The sequence below is a fragment of the Brevundimonas sp. FV1ps31S genome (assembly GCF_058681265.1).
In genome coordinates, this window is the sequence record NZ_CM178735.1 from 3,513,850 (window position 1) to 3,528,451 (window position 14,602).

The following is a 14,602-nucleotide window of genomic DNA, read 5'->3' on the forward strand; positions in this document are numbered from 1 at the left end:
CCCGGCTGTGGTCAAGCTCGGCGCAGCAGCCGTGGAGCGCCTTCGTGTCCGAGTTCAAGACACTGCCCGTCACCGTCCTGTCCGGCTTCCTCGGGGCCGGCAAGACGACCCTGCTGAACCACATCCTGTCGAACCGCGACGGGCTGCGGGTCGCGGTGATCGTCAATGACATGAGCGAGGTGAACATCGACGCCGCCCTGGTGCGCGACGGCGGCGGCGCGGACCTGTCGCGGACCGAGGAACGGCTGGTGGAGATGTCCAACGGCTGTATCTGCTGCACCCTGCGCGAGGATCTGCTGATCGAGGTCGGCAAGCTGGCGCGCGAGGGTCGGTTCGACTGTCTGCTGATCGAATCCACCGGGATCTCCGAACCCATGCCGGTCGCCGCCACCTTCGACTTCCGCGACGAGGACGGTTTCAGCCTGTCGGACCTGGCCCGGATCGACACCATGGTCACGGTGGTGGACGCCTTCAACTTCCACCGCGACTATCCCTCGACCGACCGGCTGAAGACCCGCGGCGAACATCTGGGCGAGGACGACGAGCGCACGGTCGCCAATCTGCTGATCGACCAGATCGAGTTCGCCGACGTCATCGTGTTGAACAAGTGCGATCTGCTCGATGCGACCCAGCTCGGGACGCTGAAGGCGATGATGACCCAGTTCAATCCCCGCGCCCGGATCATCGAGGCGGTGCGGGGCGCCGTGCCTCTGGATGAGGTGATCGGCACGGGCCTGTTCGACATGGACCGAGCGGAACAGGCCGCCGGCTGGTCCCAGGCCCTGCGCGGCGAGGTGACGCCCGAGACCGAGGAATACGGCGTCTCGACCTTCGTCTATCGGGCGCGCAGGCCGTTCCACCCCCAGCGTCTCTACGATCTTTTGAACCGCGAATGGCCCGGCGTCTGGCGCTCCAAGGGCTTCTTCTGGCTGGCCAACCGTATGGACTATGTCGGATCCTGGAGCCAGGCTGGGGCGGTGACGGAGCATGAGTGGGGCGGTCTGTGGTGGGCCTCGGCCCCGCGCGAGCGCTGGCCTGACGACAATCCCGAATGGCTGAAGGCGATCGAGGCGGTCTGGCGTCAGCCCTACGGCGACCGCCGTCAGGAGATCGTCCTGATCGGCAAGGACATGAACCGCGACCTGCTGACCTCCCTGTTCGACGCCGCCCTGCTGACCAGGTTCGATATGGAGCGCGGCCCGAAGGGCTGGGCCAAACTGGAGGATCCCTTCCCACACTGGGGACCCCGCCAGGACGCGGCGTAACAAAAAAGGGGCGCCCCGCAGGACGCCCCTTCTTCATCCGACCCGCCTTTTACCAGCGGCGGTCATGGCGGTAGTCGCGGCGGTCATCCCGGCGGTCATAGCGCTGGTCCCGGCGATAGTCGCGATAGTCGCGGCGCTGCTCCCAGCGCGGGTCGCGGCTGTTGATGCCGTGCTCGCGTTCCCAGTGGCCCTGGTTCCGGTAGCAGCGGCCGCCGCGATAATATTCGCAGCCCGAGCCGCGATTGGACGCCGCGGCGCCCAGGGCCGCGCCGGCCAGAGCCCCGCCGGCGATATAGCTGCCGTCGCCGTTGCCGTAGAGGGCGCCGGCCAGGCCGCCCACCGCGGCGCCGATCAAGGCGTTGCGGCCGGTGTTGTCGTCCCCGCGATCACGGTCGCGGTAGGATTGGGCCGAGGCCGGGGCGGCCATCAGGGTCATGGCCACGACCGGAGCGGCGACGACGGCGGTGATCTTCAGCATCTTGGACATGGTCGTCTCCTTTTATTTTCGGGCCGGGTTTCGCGCGTCCGGGTTTGGACGGGCTCCAGCGTTGAGACGGTTCTGCCAGTCCCCGCTTGAACAGGCCCGGAGCCGGCCGTTCATTTGGGGTTCACCTGTCGCGGAAGTTTCGCACGCCCGGAGTGGCGGCTCGCCTTGACGCTGGCCCCGGCTCTGACTAACTCCCGCTCGCGTTAGCACTCTCGTCGGTCGGCTGCCAAAACGGTGATCGAAGGGAGGCTGGCCCACCGTTTTCAAGTCGCCCCCGTCCGGGGGAACACAAGGAGAGAACCGATGGCGTTTCGTCCGCTCGGCGACCGCGTGCTGGTCAAGCGCGTTGAAGAAGAATCCAAGACCAAGGGCGGGATCATCATCCCCGACACCGCCAAGGAAAAGCCGCAGGAAGGCGAAGTCGTCTCCGTCGGCCCCGGCGCTCGCGATGAGACCGGCAAGGTCAATGCTCTGGAACTGAAGGCCGGCGACCGCATCCTGTTCGGCAAGTGGTCGGGCACGGAAGTGAAGATCGACGGCGAAGACCTGATCATCATGAAGGAATCCGACGTCCTGGGCGTGCTGTCCTAAGCACCCGTTCGCGTTTCTTCAATCAATCCATCTAGATAGGAGCAGCCCGCATGGCCGCTAAAATCGTACATTTCAACACCGACGCGCGCGACAAGATGCTGCGCGGCGTCAACGTCCTCGCCAACGCCGTCAAGGTGACGCTCGGTCCCAAGGGCCGCAACGTCGTGATCCAGAAGTCCTTCGGCGCACCGCGCTCGACCAAGGACGGCGTCTCGGTCGCCAAAGAGATCGAGCTGGAAGACGCCTTCGAGAACATGGGCGCCCAGATGATCCGCGAAGTCGCTTCGAAGACGAACGACAAGGCGGGCGACGGCACCACCACCGCGACCGTTCTGGCTCAGGCCATCGTGCAAGAGGGCCTCAAGGCCGTCGCCGCCGGCATGAACCCGATGGACCTGAAGCGCGGCATCGACAAGGCCGTGACCCTGGTCCTGGAAGAGATCAAGTCCAAGTCCAAGCCGGTCTCGAACAACTCGGAAATCGCCCAGGTCGGCACCATCTCGGCCAACGGCGACTCGGAAATCGGTGAACTGATCGCCCAGGCCATGGCCAAGGTCGGCAACGAAGGCGTGATCACCGTCGAAGAAGCCAAGACCGCCGACACCACCGTCGACGTCGTCGAGGGCATGCAGTTCGACCGCGGCTACCTGTCGCCCTACTTCATCACCAACGCCGACAAGATGGAGGCTGTTCTCGAAGAGCCCCTCATCCTGCTGTTCGAGAAGAAGCTGACCTCGCTGCAAGCCATGCTGCCGATCCTGGAAGCCGTGGTGCAGTCGGGCCGTCCGCTGCTGATCATCGCCGAGGACATCGAAGGCGAAGCCCTGGCCACCCTGGTGGTCAACAAGCTGCGCGGCGGCCTGCGCGTCGCCGCCGTCAAGGCGCCGGGCTTCGGCGATCGCCGCAAGGCCATGCTGGAAGACATCGCCATCCTGACGGGCGGCCAGGTCATCTCGGAAGACCTGGGCATCAAGCTCGAGACCGTCACCCTCGACATGCTCGGCAAGGCCAAGAAGGTCTCGATCACCAAGGACGACACCACCATCGTCGAAGGCGTCGGCGAGAAGGAAGCCATCGAAGCCCGCGTGGCCCAGATCAAGCGCCAGATCGAAGACACCACCTCCGACTACGACAAGGAAAAGCTGCAGGAACGTCTGGCCAAGCTGGCCGGCGGCGTCGCGGTTCTCCGCGTCGGCGGTTCGACCGAAGTCGAAGTGAAGGAAAAGAAGGACCGCGTCGACGACGCCCTCAACGCCACGCGCGCCGCGGCTGACGAAGGCATCGTTCCGGGCGGCGGCATCGCTCTGCTGAAGGCCTCCAAGATCCTGGCCGACGTCAAGGGCGACAACGCCGACCAGAACGCCGGCATCGCCATCATCCGTCGCGCCCTGCAGGCTCCGATCCGTCAGATCGCCGAAAACTCCGGCGTCGAAGGCTCGATCGTGGTCGGCAAGGTTCTGGAAAACGAAGACGCCTCGTTCGGCTTCAACGCCCAGACCGAAGAATACGGCGACCTGGTCAAGATGGGCGTCATCGACCCCGCCAAGGTGGTCCGCACGGCCCTGCAAGACGCTGCTTCGGTGGCCGGCATCCTGATCACCACAGAAGCCGCCGTCGCCGACGCCCCCAAGAAGTTGGGCGGCGCCTCGTCGCCTGACATGGGCGGCATGGGCGGCATGGGTGGAATGGACTTCTAAGTCCACTCCAGCTCAGGCTGAAATGCAGAAGGGCGGGACCGAGAGGTCCCGCCCTTTTTGTTTGGCGCCGGCGCCCGACGACGCACCCCCTCTGTCTCGCCCAAGGGGGGAGGAATGCGATGACCGAAATCCTCCCCCTTGGGGGAGGTGGATCGCCGCACAGCGGCGAGACGGAGGGGGCCCGAACGCCGCCTGCGCCAATGTCAGAATTCCGAGATCGCGCCCGGCTGGCGCGAGCGGGTCTTCAGCCACATGACGCCCAGCAGGTCCGAAAAGGAGGCCCGCAGCCGGCCCCAGTTGGTGTATTTCGACTGGCCCGTCTCGCGGTGGCGGTGGTCGACGTCGAGATACTGGTTGCGGAAGCCTTCGCGGATCATCAGGGCCGGCAGATAGCGATGGATATGATCGAAATAGGGCAGGCGCAGGAAGACGTCGCGACGGAAGGCCTTCAGCCCGCAGCCGGTGTCGTCGGCGTCATCGCCCAGCAGGCGGCGGCGGATGCGGTTGGCCCAGATCGAGGCCTGGCGCTTGGCCTCGCTGTCCTGGCGTTTGGCGCGACGGCCGCCGACAAGGCCCACGTCGGCGGGGGCGGCCAGCAGGGCCTCGACCAGGCGCGGGGCGTCGGCCGGCGGGTTCTGGCCGTCGCCGTCCATCGTCACCACGACCGGGGCGCGCGCCGCCAGGACGCCGGTGCGCACGGCCCGGCTCTGGCCCGCATTGCTGGCGTGGGCCAGCACCCGCAGCGCCGGAAGCTCGGTCATGGCGGCCTTCAGCTCGGCCAGGGTGGCGTCCCGCGAGGCGTCGTCGACGAAGATCATCTCATAGGATCGGCCCGCGAAGGCGGCGGCGATCTCGCGCGCCAGGGGCACGGCGGCGCCCGCCTCGTTGTGGACGGGCACGACGACAGAGACGGCGGGGATGAGTTCGGGAGTTGCGACGGTCATCGCCGCTCCATAGCCGAGATGGACGGCTTATGGGAGACGGCTGACGACGGGCCGGTCCGCGTGTAAGGATCGCCGCATGAAGACTTTCGATCTGGATCGCCGCATCGCCGGCTGGAGGGGGCCGCTGTTCGCCGCCCTGCTGACGCTGGTCGCGGGCCTGCCCGGCCTGCTGCTGCTGCCGCCGCTGGACCGCGACGAGAGCCGGTTCGCCCAGGCCACGTCGCAGATGCTGGAAACCGGCGATTATGTCGACATCCGCTATCAGGACGAACCGCGCTGGAAGAAGCCGGTCGGCATCTACTGGCTGCAGGCGGCCGCCGTGTCGCTGACCTCGGACGTCGAGGACCGCGAGATCGCCCCCTACCGTATTCCCTCGCTGCTGGGGGCCATGCTCGCCGCCTGGGCCGCCGCCTGGGCCGGGGCGGCCCTGTTCGGCAACCGGGTCGGCCTGATGGGCGGGGCCATCCTGGGCGCAACCTTCCTCCTGTCGACCGAGGCGGGCATCGCCAAGACCGACGCCATGCTGTGCGGGGCCACGACCCTGGCCATGGCCGCCCTGGCGCGGATCTATATGGCGACCCGGGCCGGCGAGCGGCCGATCCGGCCGCACAAGCTGCTGTTCTGGCTGGGACTGGGCCTGTCCATCCTGATCAAGGGACCGATCGGCCTGCTGGTCGTCGCCCTGGCGATCCTCGCCCTGTCGATCTGGGACCGCGACGTGAAATGGCTGGGCCGACTGGGCTGGGGCTGGGGCCTGCCGCTGGTGGCCCTGATGGTCGGGCCCTGGGCCATCGCCATCACCATCGCCACCGACGGCGGCTTCTGGCGCGAGGCCATCGGCGGCGACCTGGCGCCCAAGATCGCCGGCGCCCACGAAAGCCACGCCGGCTTCCCCGGCATGTACCTGCTGCTGGCGCCCCTGCTCTTCTTCCCCGCGACCCTGCTGCTGCCCGCCGCCGTCGCCGCCGGATGGAGCCGCCGCGCCGAGCCTGCCGTCCGTTTCCTGGTCTGCTGGCTGGTTCCGGCCTGGCTGATGTTCGAACTGGCCCCGACCAAGCTGTGGCACTACACCCTGCCGACCTTCGGGGCCCTGGCCCTGCTGGCCGCCGCCGCCCTGGCGCGGCCGATCGGCAAGGTCTCGCGCCTCGCCGGCGCCGTCCTGGCCCTGTTCGCCGGCCTGCTGGTGATCGCCATCACCGTCTATGGACTGACGGTCTATGGCACCTCGACGGCCCAGACCTGGGCGGCCGTGACCGTGGTCTCGACCCTGGCTGCGGCGGCCATCGGCGCCTTCCTCCTGATCAACCGGGCGCCCGTGGCGGCGCTCGTCGCCTCGCTGGCCTTCGGGATCGTGGCCCATGGCGCCCTGGCCGGGACCATCCGCCAGCTGCGGCCCCTGGCCATCGCCCCCCGGCTGGAGAAGACGCTGGAGGCCGCCGACCTGCATCCGCGTCAGGGTCGCACGCCGGGCCCAGTCGCCATCACGGGCTTCCATGAACCCAGTTTCGTCTTCCTGACCGGACGCGACACCGAATTGACCGACCCCCGGGGCGCCGCCCGCGCCCTGAGCGAGGGCCGGCCCGCCATCGTCGAGGCCCGCGACGCCGACGCCTTCCGCGACGCCGCCGGGCGGCTGGGCGTATCGGCCCGGGCGGTCGGCGTGGTGCGGGGCTACAACTATTCCGGCGGGGACGAGATGAACCTGACCGTCTATGCGCCCCCTCCGGCCGGCGGCGCGGCGGCGACGCGATGAGCCGTGTCATCCAGATCGTCGAGGTCGGTCCTCGCGACGGGCTGCAGAACGAGAAGACCGTGCTGGCGCCGGCCGTCCGCGCCGAATTGACGCGACGGCTGGAGACCGCCGGCGCGCGACGGATCGAGGCCGTCTCCTTCGTCCATCCCCGATATGTGCCCCAGATGGCGGGCGCCGAAGAGGTGATGGCGGCCCTGCCGTCCGAGCCGGGCCGCAGCCGCATCGGCCTGGTGCTGAACGGCAAGGGTTATGACCGGGCCCTGGCGACCGGAGTGGACGAGGTCAATGTCTCGGTGGCGGCGACCGACGGTTTCGGCCTGAAGAACCAGGGCCTGTCAGTGCGGGATCAACTGGCCATGCTGGGCGACATCGTGGGCCGTCGCCACAACGCCGAGGCCTCCGAAGGCGCCCCGGCGCTGTCGGCGATGATTTCCTGCGTCTGGGGCTGTCCGTTCGACGGCGAGGTCTCGGTCGGTCAGGTCGCCGACATGGTCGGGGCGATCGCCGAACTGGGCGTGGGCGAGATCGGCCTGGCCGACACCATCGGCGCCGGGGACCCCTGGGCCGTGACCCGCAAGGTCGAGGCCGCCCGCAAGGCCGCGCCCGAGGCGCGCCTGCGCCTGCATTTCCACGACACCCGCAATACGGGCCTGGCAAACGCCCATGCCGGGGTCGAGGCCGGGATCGACGTGCTGGACGCCTCGGTCGGAGGCATAGGCGGCTGCCCCTTCGCGCCCGGCGCCACCGGCAATATCGCCACCGAGGATCTCGTCTATATGCTGGAGCGCGGCGGGTTCCAGACCGGCTACGACCTGGACCGGCTGATCGCCGCGGCCCACTGGATCGGCGAGGCCCTGGGCCGTCCGGCGCCCTCCGCCCTCAGCCGCGCCGGGGGCTTTCCGCGACCCTAGGGCATGGCGTCGCGCCTCTGTCGTGGCGAAAGGCGCGAAATGGCGTTAATCAAGCTTAACAAGCGCCGCCGTTGCGCCGGAGAGGACCGCCATGCTGACCGCCATTCCGCTGCTGCTGATCCCCGTCGTCCTGTACAATATCGTGGTGCTGTTCGGCGCCTCGGGCAATGCGGGCATGGCCCAGGCCGACGCCGTCCTGCGCGATCCGCTGTTCTCGCTGCCGATGGCCTCGGGCGCCCAGTGGAGCATCGGCTGGGGCGACCTGATCCTGTTCCTGGGCCTGATCCTGCTCTTTTTCGAGCTGATCAAGTCGACGTCCAGCCAGAAGGTCGCCATCGTCAATCACGCCCTGTCGATGATCCTGTTCATCGTGGTGCTGGTCGAGTTCCTGCTGATCCGCGGCTTCGCCACCTCGACCTTCTTCCTGATCGTGGTCATGATCCTGCTGGACGTCCTGGCCGGCTTCATCGTCACCATCATCGCCTCGCGCCGGGATTTCGAGCTCGGCGACTGAGGGACTGGTCGGCCTAGGAGAAGGCCGTGAAGATCAGGGCGACGACGGCGACGTCGAACAGTTTGGCGACGACAGAGAGGGCGGCGGGCATGGGCTGGTCCGAATGGCGACGTGCAGCCCCGCCCCCAGCAAGCCTCGTGCCGCTTTGGAAAACACGCCGCCGCCGGCGTTCCGAACGATCAGACCTCGGTCTTTCTGGCCGTGCCGATGACCGGGCGTCGCTCGGCCTGGCCGGAATATTCGGTTTCCAGATAGGCGGTCCGGGCGGCGTCCAACACGGGCGGGCCGCCCTTCAGGCCGCGCTTCTGGCCGCGCTGACCCATCTGCTGGGCGACAAAGGCCGCCGCGCCGGACTCGGCCGTGACGTGGACGGCAGGTCTTGCCGGGCCGGAGTCCGGCTTGAACCCGGCGTCGTCGGAATCGAGGGCGACCAGGCTGCGGGAGGCGGCCTTTTCCGCAGCCCGGCGTTCCCGCTCGCGGCGCTCGCCCTCGCGGCGATCCACGGGGTCGACGCTGCCGACGGCGGGAATCCGATCGGTCATTTGGTCTTCGACCCGCCCGCCAGACGCTCGATCTGGGCGCGCATCTCGTCCATCTGGCGGCGCATCTCGGTCAGGGCGTCGGACGCGTCGACGGGAACCGGCTCGTCCTTCGCATCCGCCGGCTCGGCCTGCGCCGGCTCGGCGCGGGAATAGCCGAAGGCGGGGAAGATCTGCATGGCCCGTTCGAACATGGCCATATTCGCCTTCGCCGCCTCTTCCATCAGGCTCGCGCCCGAACCTGCGCTGAAGGCGCGGCTCATCTGGCCGGCCAGCTGTTCCTGCTGGCGTCCGAAATTGGCCAGAGACATCTCCAGATAAGAGGGAAGGACGCCCTGCATGGCGCCGCCGTAGAAGCCGATCAGCTGACGCAGGAACTGCACCGGCAGCAGGGCCTCGCCGCGGCTCTCTTCCTCAAAGATGATCTGGGTCAGGATCTGGCGGGTCAGGTCGTCGTTGGTCTTGGCGTCATAGACGACGAACTCGATCCCCTCGCGCACCATGGCGGCGAGGTCCTCGAGCGTCACATAGGCGCTGGTCCGGGTGTTGTAGAGCCTGCGGTTCGCGTACTTCTTGATGACGACCTGTGCGCCGTCGCCGTTCTTTCCGCCCTTGATCTTTTCGTCAGCCACGCTTGTTCTCGCGATGTTGCAACGCGTCACTATCCTCCGTTGCGACGCGAAGCGCTAGAGGCCGTAAAAGCGCAGGCTCCGGACGACCTCAGTGGCTCATCGCAGGCGCCAGAACCACGCCGACCAGCACCGCCATCCAGTGAACCGTGGCGCCGGTGACGACGAAACCGTGCCAGATGGCGCGACGGAAGCGGACCTTGGGGCTGATGAAGACGAAGACCCCGGCCGTATAGATCAGGCCGCCCAGCACCAGCAGGCCCAGGGCGATGGGGTGGACCGTCTCCACCATCGGCTTCAGCGCGGCGACCGCCAGCCAGCCGAACACCACATAGACGCCGCTCCAGAACTTGTCGGAAATGCGCGGAGCGAACAGCTTCACGCCTGCGCCGACGAAGGCCAGGGTCCAGATCAGGGCGGTGAAGCCGACCGACCAGCCGCCTTCGAACCTCTGGGTCGTGAAGGGCGTATAGCTGCCGGCGATCATCAGGAAGATGGCGGCCTCGTCGAGCCGGCGCAGCACGGGCCGCGCGGCGCAGGGCCTGGTCCAGTTGTAGATTGTCGAGGCGGTCAGCATGCCGACCAGGCACAGGGCGTAGATGGCCGTGGCCAGCACCCCGCCGATCCCCGTGTAGACACCGGCCAGCCCCGCCAGAATAACGCCCCCGACCGCCGCCAGCATCAGGCCGACGACATGGACCCAGAGGTCGGCCAGTCGCTCGGCGCGCGTCTGGTAATGCTCGATCATGTCCAGCTCGTCCGGCGTGCAGACGTGGGTGACAAGGCGGTTCAGCGTTCGCAGCATGGCCAATCAAATCCAGGATCGTCCGTATCGTTCCGCCAGAATGGGCCATCAGGGTGACGAATGACTGAATCCCCGCCGATGTTTTTCGTCCGCAGGTGACGAAGCCGCAGGGATGCGGCAAAACGGCAACGAAATATTCTGCAGAGAGTGAAATCCATGACCGACGTCGTCATCGTCTCCGCCGCCCGCACGCCTGTCGGGTCTTTCCTCGGCGCCCTTTCGGCCCTGCCGGCGTCGAAGCTGGGCGAGATCGCCATCACGGCGGCCCTCGAACGCGCGAGCGTGTCGGGCGATGAGGTGGACGAGGTGATCCTGGGCCACGTGCTTCAGGCCGCCGCCGGCCAGGGTCCGGCGCGCCAGGCCGCCGTCGGCGCCGGGGTGCGCAAGGAGGCCGCCGCCTGGAGCCTGAACCAGATCTGCGGCTCGGGCCTGCGCGCGGTCGCCATCGCCGCCCAGCAGATCGCCCTGGGCGACGCCAAGATCGTCGTCGCCGGCGGGCAGGAAAGCATGAGCCAGGCGCCCCATGCCCAGCAGCTGCGGGCCGGGCACAAGATGGGCGACGTCGCCCTGGTCGACACCATGGTCAAGGACGGGCTGTGGGACGCCTTCAACGGCTATCACATGGGCCAGACCGCCGAGAACATCGCCGACAAATGGGCCATCACCCGCGAGGCCCAGGATGAATTCGCCCTGGCCAGCCAGCACAAGGCCGAGGCGGCGCAGAGGGCGGGACGGTTCGACGCCGAGATCGTTCCAGTCGTCATCCCCGGCAAGAAGGGCGACGTCGTCGTCGACACGGACGAATATATCCGCCACGGCGCGACCCTCGATCTGATGCAGAAACTGCGTCCGGCCTTCGCCAAGGACGGCAGCGTCACCGCCGCCAACGCCTCGGGCCTGAACGACGGCGCCGCCGCCCTGGTGCTGATGAGCGCCGAAGAGGCCAAGGCGCGGGGCCTTGAGCCCCTGGCCCGTATCGCCGCCTACGCCACGGCCGGGGTCGATCCGTCGATCATGGGCACGGGCCCGATCCCCGCCTCGAAAAAGGCGCTGGAGAAGGCCGGCTGGACCGTTGCAGACCTGGACCTGGTCGAATCCAACGAAGCCTTCGCCGCCCAGAGCCTGTGCGTGGTCAAGGAACTGGGCCTCGACCCGGCCAAGGTCAACGTCAACGGCGGCGCCATCGCCATCGGCCACCCCATCGGCGCCTCAGGCGCCCGCATCCTGACCACGCTTCTGTTCGAGATGAAGCGGTCGGGGGCCAAGAAGGGCCTCGCGACCCTGTGCATCGGCGGCGGAATGGGCGTGGCGATGTGCGTGGAGCGCGATTGACGAAACACCCGATCCAGCAAAGCTGGCGATACCAGAGACCAAGGTGACAAATTCCGGGAGGCAAGATTGCCATCGATCAGACTCGCCGCCACCCTCTATGTCTGCGGCATCCTGCCAGCGTTCTTGATCTTCATCTATCTGACCCAGTTTTCCTGGGTCGCGGCTTTTGTCGCCTTTTTCGCCTATGCCCTGGCTGGGCCGATCTTTTTCCGATGCCCCCGCTGCGGCCTGACGACCAGCGCGCGGATATGGCGTTGGAAGAAATACGAATGGCGAAGCCCTTTGTATCACTCCCCCAATCCAAAACACTGCAGCCGGTGCGGTTTGGACTTTCGCCTTCAAAAATTTGGAAAGCGACTGGACCGGGCCTGACAACAGATATCAGGCCCGGCGTCGATATCAGTACGCCGGATACTCGAACGGGTCGCTCGGCGTGGGCTGGGTCGGCAGGGGCATGCGCGGCAGGGGCTCGTCGCGGTTGGCGGCGTTCAGCAGGAAGCTGGCCAGGATGATGGCCGCCTGACGCATGTCTTCGGGCTTCAGGTGGTCATAGGAGTCGATGCTGGTGTGGTGAATGCGCGCCGAATAATCGAGCGGATCCTGGATGAACTGGTACCCGTTGATGCCGACGGCTTGCATATAGACATGGTCGGTGCCGCCTGAGGGACGCAGGGAGACGGTGGTCGCCCCCATGCTGGCGAAGGGCGCCAGCCATTCCTGAAAGATCGGGGCGACGGCGACATTGCCCTCGGCGTTGACGCCCCGGATCTTGCCCGAGCCGTTGTCGATGTTGAAATAGGCGACCAGATCGCTGTGGCCCGCGCGCGGCTCGACCGGCCAGCGGTTCCGCCAGGTGCGGTTGTTGGGCAGCTCAGCCCAGGTCGGATCGGTCGCCGGGGCACGGGTCGCCAGATAGCGATCGACATAGGCCAGGGAGCCCAGAAGTCCCTGTTCCTCGCCGTTCCACAGGGCGAAGCGGATGGTGCGTTTGGGTTTGACGCCCAGCTGTTTGAGGATGCGCGCCGCCTCCATGACCACCGCGCTGCCCGCCGCATTGTCCTGGGCGCCGTCCGAAGCGACCCAGGAGTCCAGGTGGGCGCCGGCCATGACATATTCGGTCCCGCGCCCCGTGCCGGGAATCTCGGCCAGGATGTTGTAGGCGTTGACGTCGTCGTCGTGGAACCGGACCTCGCTGTTCAGCTCCAGGGTCGGCGGCGCATCGGTCAGGGCCAGGCGCGCCAGGCGGCGATAGTCTTCAGCCGCCAGCTCCATACCGGCCAGCTTGGGCGTGGCCCCGACCTGATAGGTGTAACCCGTGCCGTGCAGCAGGCCGCCGTCGCGCTGGGAGATCTTAACCCAGGCCAGGGCGCCCTGTTCGGCCAGGAAATCGTCCAACTTGGCGGTGAAGTCAGCAGTCTCGAGCTGCTTCTGGATGGCGATCGGAGAATATTGCGGCTGGGAATAGGTGTTGCGCTCAGCCAGCTCAGCGCTGGTCCAGCGGCGGAAGGCCGGCTCGCTCGGCTCGGAGCCTGTGCCCGGCTGGGACAGCATGACGATCTTGCCGGACAGCTTGCCGCGCCATTTGTCAAAATCCTCGACCTTGGAGATCGGGGCGACGATCACGCCGCCGCTGATCGTCCCATTGGTCGACGGGGTCCAGGCCACCGGAATGGCGCGAAGATCAAGCGGACGCGGCGCCGTCATCCGGGCGCTGGAGCGGACGATGGACCAACCCCGGCCGAACTCGAACCCCTCGGCGCGGACATTGGACAGGCCCCAGTCGCGGAACTGCTGCTGGGTCCATTGCTCGGCCTCGCGCATTTGCGGCGAGTTGGTCATCCGGCCGCCGATCCGGTCGGTCAGATAGGCGGCGGTCTGCATCACCTGGCTGTGGTTCAGCCCCTGATCGATGATGCCGTTGACGGCGACCCGATCCACCGACTGGGCGGCGACAGACGTGGCCAGAAGAGCGGCGGCGGAAACATAAGGCGAGCAGACGCGACATGAGATCCCCTGAAGCTGAACAGGGCGTATCTGAAGTGATCCGGAGGCCAAGTGCAAACCGCAAAGCCAGGCGTGTGGCTGCGGCGATCAGCCCCAGGGACCGTTCGGCCTGACCGGAGTGGGAGGCACGCCGGTGGTCGTGCGGACGGGCGTGACGGGCACGATCAAGGCGGCCGCCGATTTCACATAGGCGGGCCGCGCCCCCATCTTCGCGCCGAGCGCCATCAAGGCCTTCACGCGGTTCACCGTCGCCGGGTGGGTGGAGAACAGGTTGTCGGCGCCGCGCCCGGCCAGGGGGTTGATGATGAACATCTGGCCTGAGGCGGGATTGCGCTCGGCCGTCGGATTGTGGATCCGCTTGGCGTAGGCGTCGATCTTCTGCAGGGCCGAGGCCAGGGCCTGGGGGTCGCCGGCGATCTCGGCACCGACGCGGTCGGCCTCGTATTCACGGCCCCGGCTGATGGCCATCTGCACCAGACCGGCCGCCATGGGCGCCAGGATCATCAGGGCCAGGGTCCCGATGATCCCTCCCGGCCGTTCGCGGTCGTCGCCGCCGCCGAAGAAGAGGGCGAAATTGGCCAGGGCGGCGATGGCGCCGGCGATGGTGGCCGTCACCGTCATGATCAGGGTGTCGCGGTTCTTCACATGGGCCAGCTCGTGCGCCATCACGCCGCGCACCTCCTCGCGCGTCAGCATGTCCAGCAGGCCGGTGGTGGCGCAGACGGCCGCCCGTTCGGGATTGCGGCCGGTGGCGAAGGCGTTCGGCTGATCGTTGGGAATGATGGCGACCTGCGGCTGGGGAAGACCGGCGTCGTGCGCCATCTGGCGCACGTCGGCGACATAGTTGCGCACCACCGCATTGGGATGCTGCTCGTCAACCGGCTGGGCCCGGTACATCTTCAGCACGATCTTGTCGGCGTTCCAGTAGCTGAACAGGTTCATGCCGCCGGCGAACACAAGAGCGATGGCCATGCCCGTCGCGCCGCCGATCAGATAGCCCACGCCCCCGAACAGGGCGGTCAGGGCGGCCAGCAGGATGAAGGTCTTCAGATGGTTCATCGTCGTTCCGTCCGCGATCAGCCGGTTTTTCTGGCGTCGCGGGTTCAATCGACTATTTGAGGCCGTGAGACG

The 14,602-nt window shown here is 67.4% G+C and carries 15 protein-coding genes; 8 read left to right on the forward strand and 7 right to left on the reverse strand.

Going from position 1 to position 14,602, the window contains the following annotated elements:
- Positions 1-44: 44 nt before the first annotated feature.
- The gene (gene zigA / locus ACVPT3_RS16860) at positions 45-1,265 is read left to right on the forward strand and encodes a zinc metallochaperone GTPase ZigA (RefSeq protein WP_492041986.1); all 1,221 of its coding nucleotides are present in this window, start codon (positions 45-47) and stop codon (positions 1,263-1,265) included.
- A gap of 49 nt (positions 1,266-1,314) precedes the next feature.
- On the opposite strand, the gene ACVPT3_RS16865 is transcribed toward zigA, so the two are convergent.
- Positions 1,315-1,752, reverse strand: a complete 438-nt coding sequence (locus ACVPT3_RS16865) for a hypothetical protein (RefSeq protein WP_492041987.1) — start codon at positions 1,750-1,752, stop codon at positions 1,315-1,317.
- A gap of 303 nt (positions 1,753-2,055) precedes the next feature.
- Here ACVPT3_RS16865 and groES point away from each other — a divergent pair, with 303 nt between their 5' ends.
- Positions 2,056-2,343, forward strand: coding sequence for a co-chaperone GroES (gene groES / locus ACVPT3_RS16870; RefSeq protein WP_492026963.1), 288 nt, complete (start codon positions 2,056-2,058; stop codon positions 2,341-2,343).
- 50 nt (positions 2,344-2,393) lie between these two features.
- On the forward strand, positions 2,394-4,040 hold the full coding sequence (gene groL / locus ACVPT3_RS16875) for a chaperonin GroEL (RefSeq protein ID WP_492041988.1): 1,647 nt from the start codon (positions 2,394-2,396) through the stop codon (positions 4,038-4,040).
- Between the two features lie 203 nt (positions 4,041-4,243).
- On the opposite strand, the gene ACVPT3_RS16880 is transcribed toward groL, so the two are convergent.
- Positions 4,244-4,984, reverse strand: a complete 741-nt coding sequence (locus tag ACVPT3_RS16880; protein ID WP_492041989.1) for a glycosyltransferase family 2 protein — start codon at positions 4,982-4,984, stop codon at positions 4,244-4,246.
- Positions 4,985-5,060: 76 nt separating this feature from the next.
- Between ACVPT3_RS16880 and ACVPT3_RS16885 the strand changes: the two genes are divergently transcribed.
- The 3 genes from ACVPT3_RS16885 (at position 5,061) to ACVPT3_RS16895 (ending at position 8,162) form a co-directional block, all read left to right on the forward strand.
- Entirely contained in the window at positions 5,061-6,737 is a 1,677-nt protein-coding gene (locus ACVPT3_RS16885; protein WP_492041990.1) for an ArnT family glycosyltransferase, read from the forward strand.
- Positions 6,734-7,648: a hydroxymethylglutaryl-CoA lyase gene (locus ACVPT3_RS16890; RefSeq protein WP_492041991.1), complete on the forward strand. Its 915-nt coding sequence runs from the start codon at positions 6,734-6,736 to the stop codon at positions 7,646-7,648. Before ACVPT3_RS16885 ends, ACVPT3_RS16890 begins: the two co-directional genes overlap by 4 nt.
- Positions 7,649-7,739: 91 nt before the next feature.
- Positions 7,740-8,162: a hypothetical protein gene (locus ACVPT3_RS16895; RefSeq protein WP_492041992.1), complete on the forward strand. Its 423-nt coding sequence runs from the start codon at positions 7,740-7,742 to the stop codon at positions 8,160-8,162.
- A 179-nt stretch (positions 8,163-8,341) separates the two neighbouring features.
- Here ACVPT3_RS16895 and ACVPT3_RS16900 read toward each other — a convergent pair whose 3' ends face one another.
- The 3 genes from ACVPT3_RS16900 to trhA all read right to left on the reverse strand — a co-directional run bounded on the left by ACVPT3_RS16900 (position 8,342) and on the right by trhA (position 10,135).
- Positions 8,342-8,704: a hypothetical protein gene (locus tag ACVPT3_RS16900; RefSeq protein ID WP_492041993.1), complete on the reverse strand. Its 363-nt coding sequence runs from the start codon at positions 8,702-8,704 to the stop codon at positions 8,342-8,344.
- Positions 8,701-9,333 (reverse strand): polyhydroxyalkanoate synthesis repressor PhaR, encoded by a 633-nt coding sequence (gene phaR, locus ACVPT3_RS16905; RefSeq protein ID WP_492041994.1) that lies wholly within the window; start codon positions 9,331-9,333, stop codon positions 8,701-8,703. Before phaR ends, ACVPT3_RS16900 begins: the two co-directional genes overlap by 4 nt.
- Positions 9,334-9,421: 88 nt before the next feature.
- On the reverse strand, positions 9,422-10,135 hold the full coding sequence (trhA, locus tag ACVPT3_RS16910; protein WP_492026951.1) for a PAQR family membrane homeostasis protein TrhA: 714 nt from the start codon (positions 10,133-10,135) through the stop codon (positions 9,422-9,424).
- A gap of 156 nt (positions 10,136-10,291) precedes the next feature.
- Between trhA and ACVPT3_RS16915 the strand changes: the two genes are divergently transcribed.
- Both ACVPT3_RS16915 and ACVPT3_RS16920 read left to right on the forward strand, forming a co-directional pair.
- Entirely contained in the window at positions 10,292-11,467 is a 1,176-nt protein-coding gene (locus ACVPT3_RS16915; protein WP_492041995.1) for an acetyl-CoA C-acetyltransferase, read from the forward strand.
- Positions 11,468-11,533: 66 nt separating this feature from the next.
- Entirely contained in the window at positions 11,534-11,839 is a 306-nt protein-coding gene (locus ACVPT3_RS16920) for a hypothetical protein (protein WP_492041996.1), read from the forward strand.
- A 27-nt stretch (positions 11,840-11,866) separates the two neighbouring features.
- On the opposite strand, the gene ACVPT3_RS16925 is transcribed toward ACVPT3_RS16920, so the two are convergent.
- Positions 11,867-13,405, reverse strand: a complete 1,539-nt coding sequence (locus tag ACVPT3_RS16925; RefSeq protein ID WP_492041997.1) for a M20/M25/M40 family metallo-hydrolase — start codon at positions 13,403-13,405, stop codon at positions 11,867-11,869.
- 153 nt (positions 13,406-13,558) lie between these two features.
- The gene (gene htpX, locus ACVPT3_RS16930) at positions 13,559-14,530 is read right to left on the reverse strand and encodes a zinc metalloprotease HtpX (RefSeq protein ID WP_492041998.1); all 972 of its coding nucleotides are present in this window, start codon (positions 14,528-14,530) and stop codon (positions 13,559-13,561) included.
- Between the last annotated feature and the right edge of the window lie 72 nt (positions 14,531-14,602).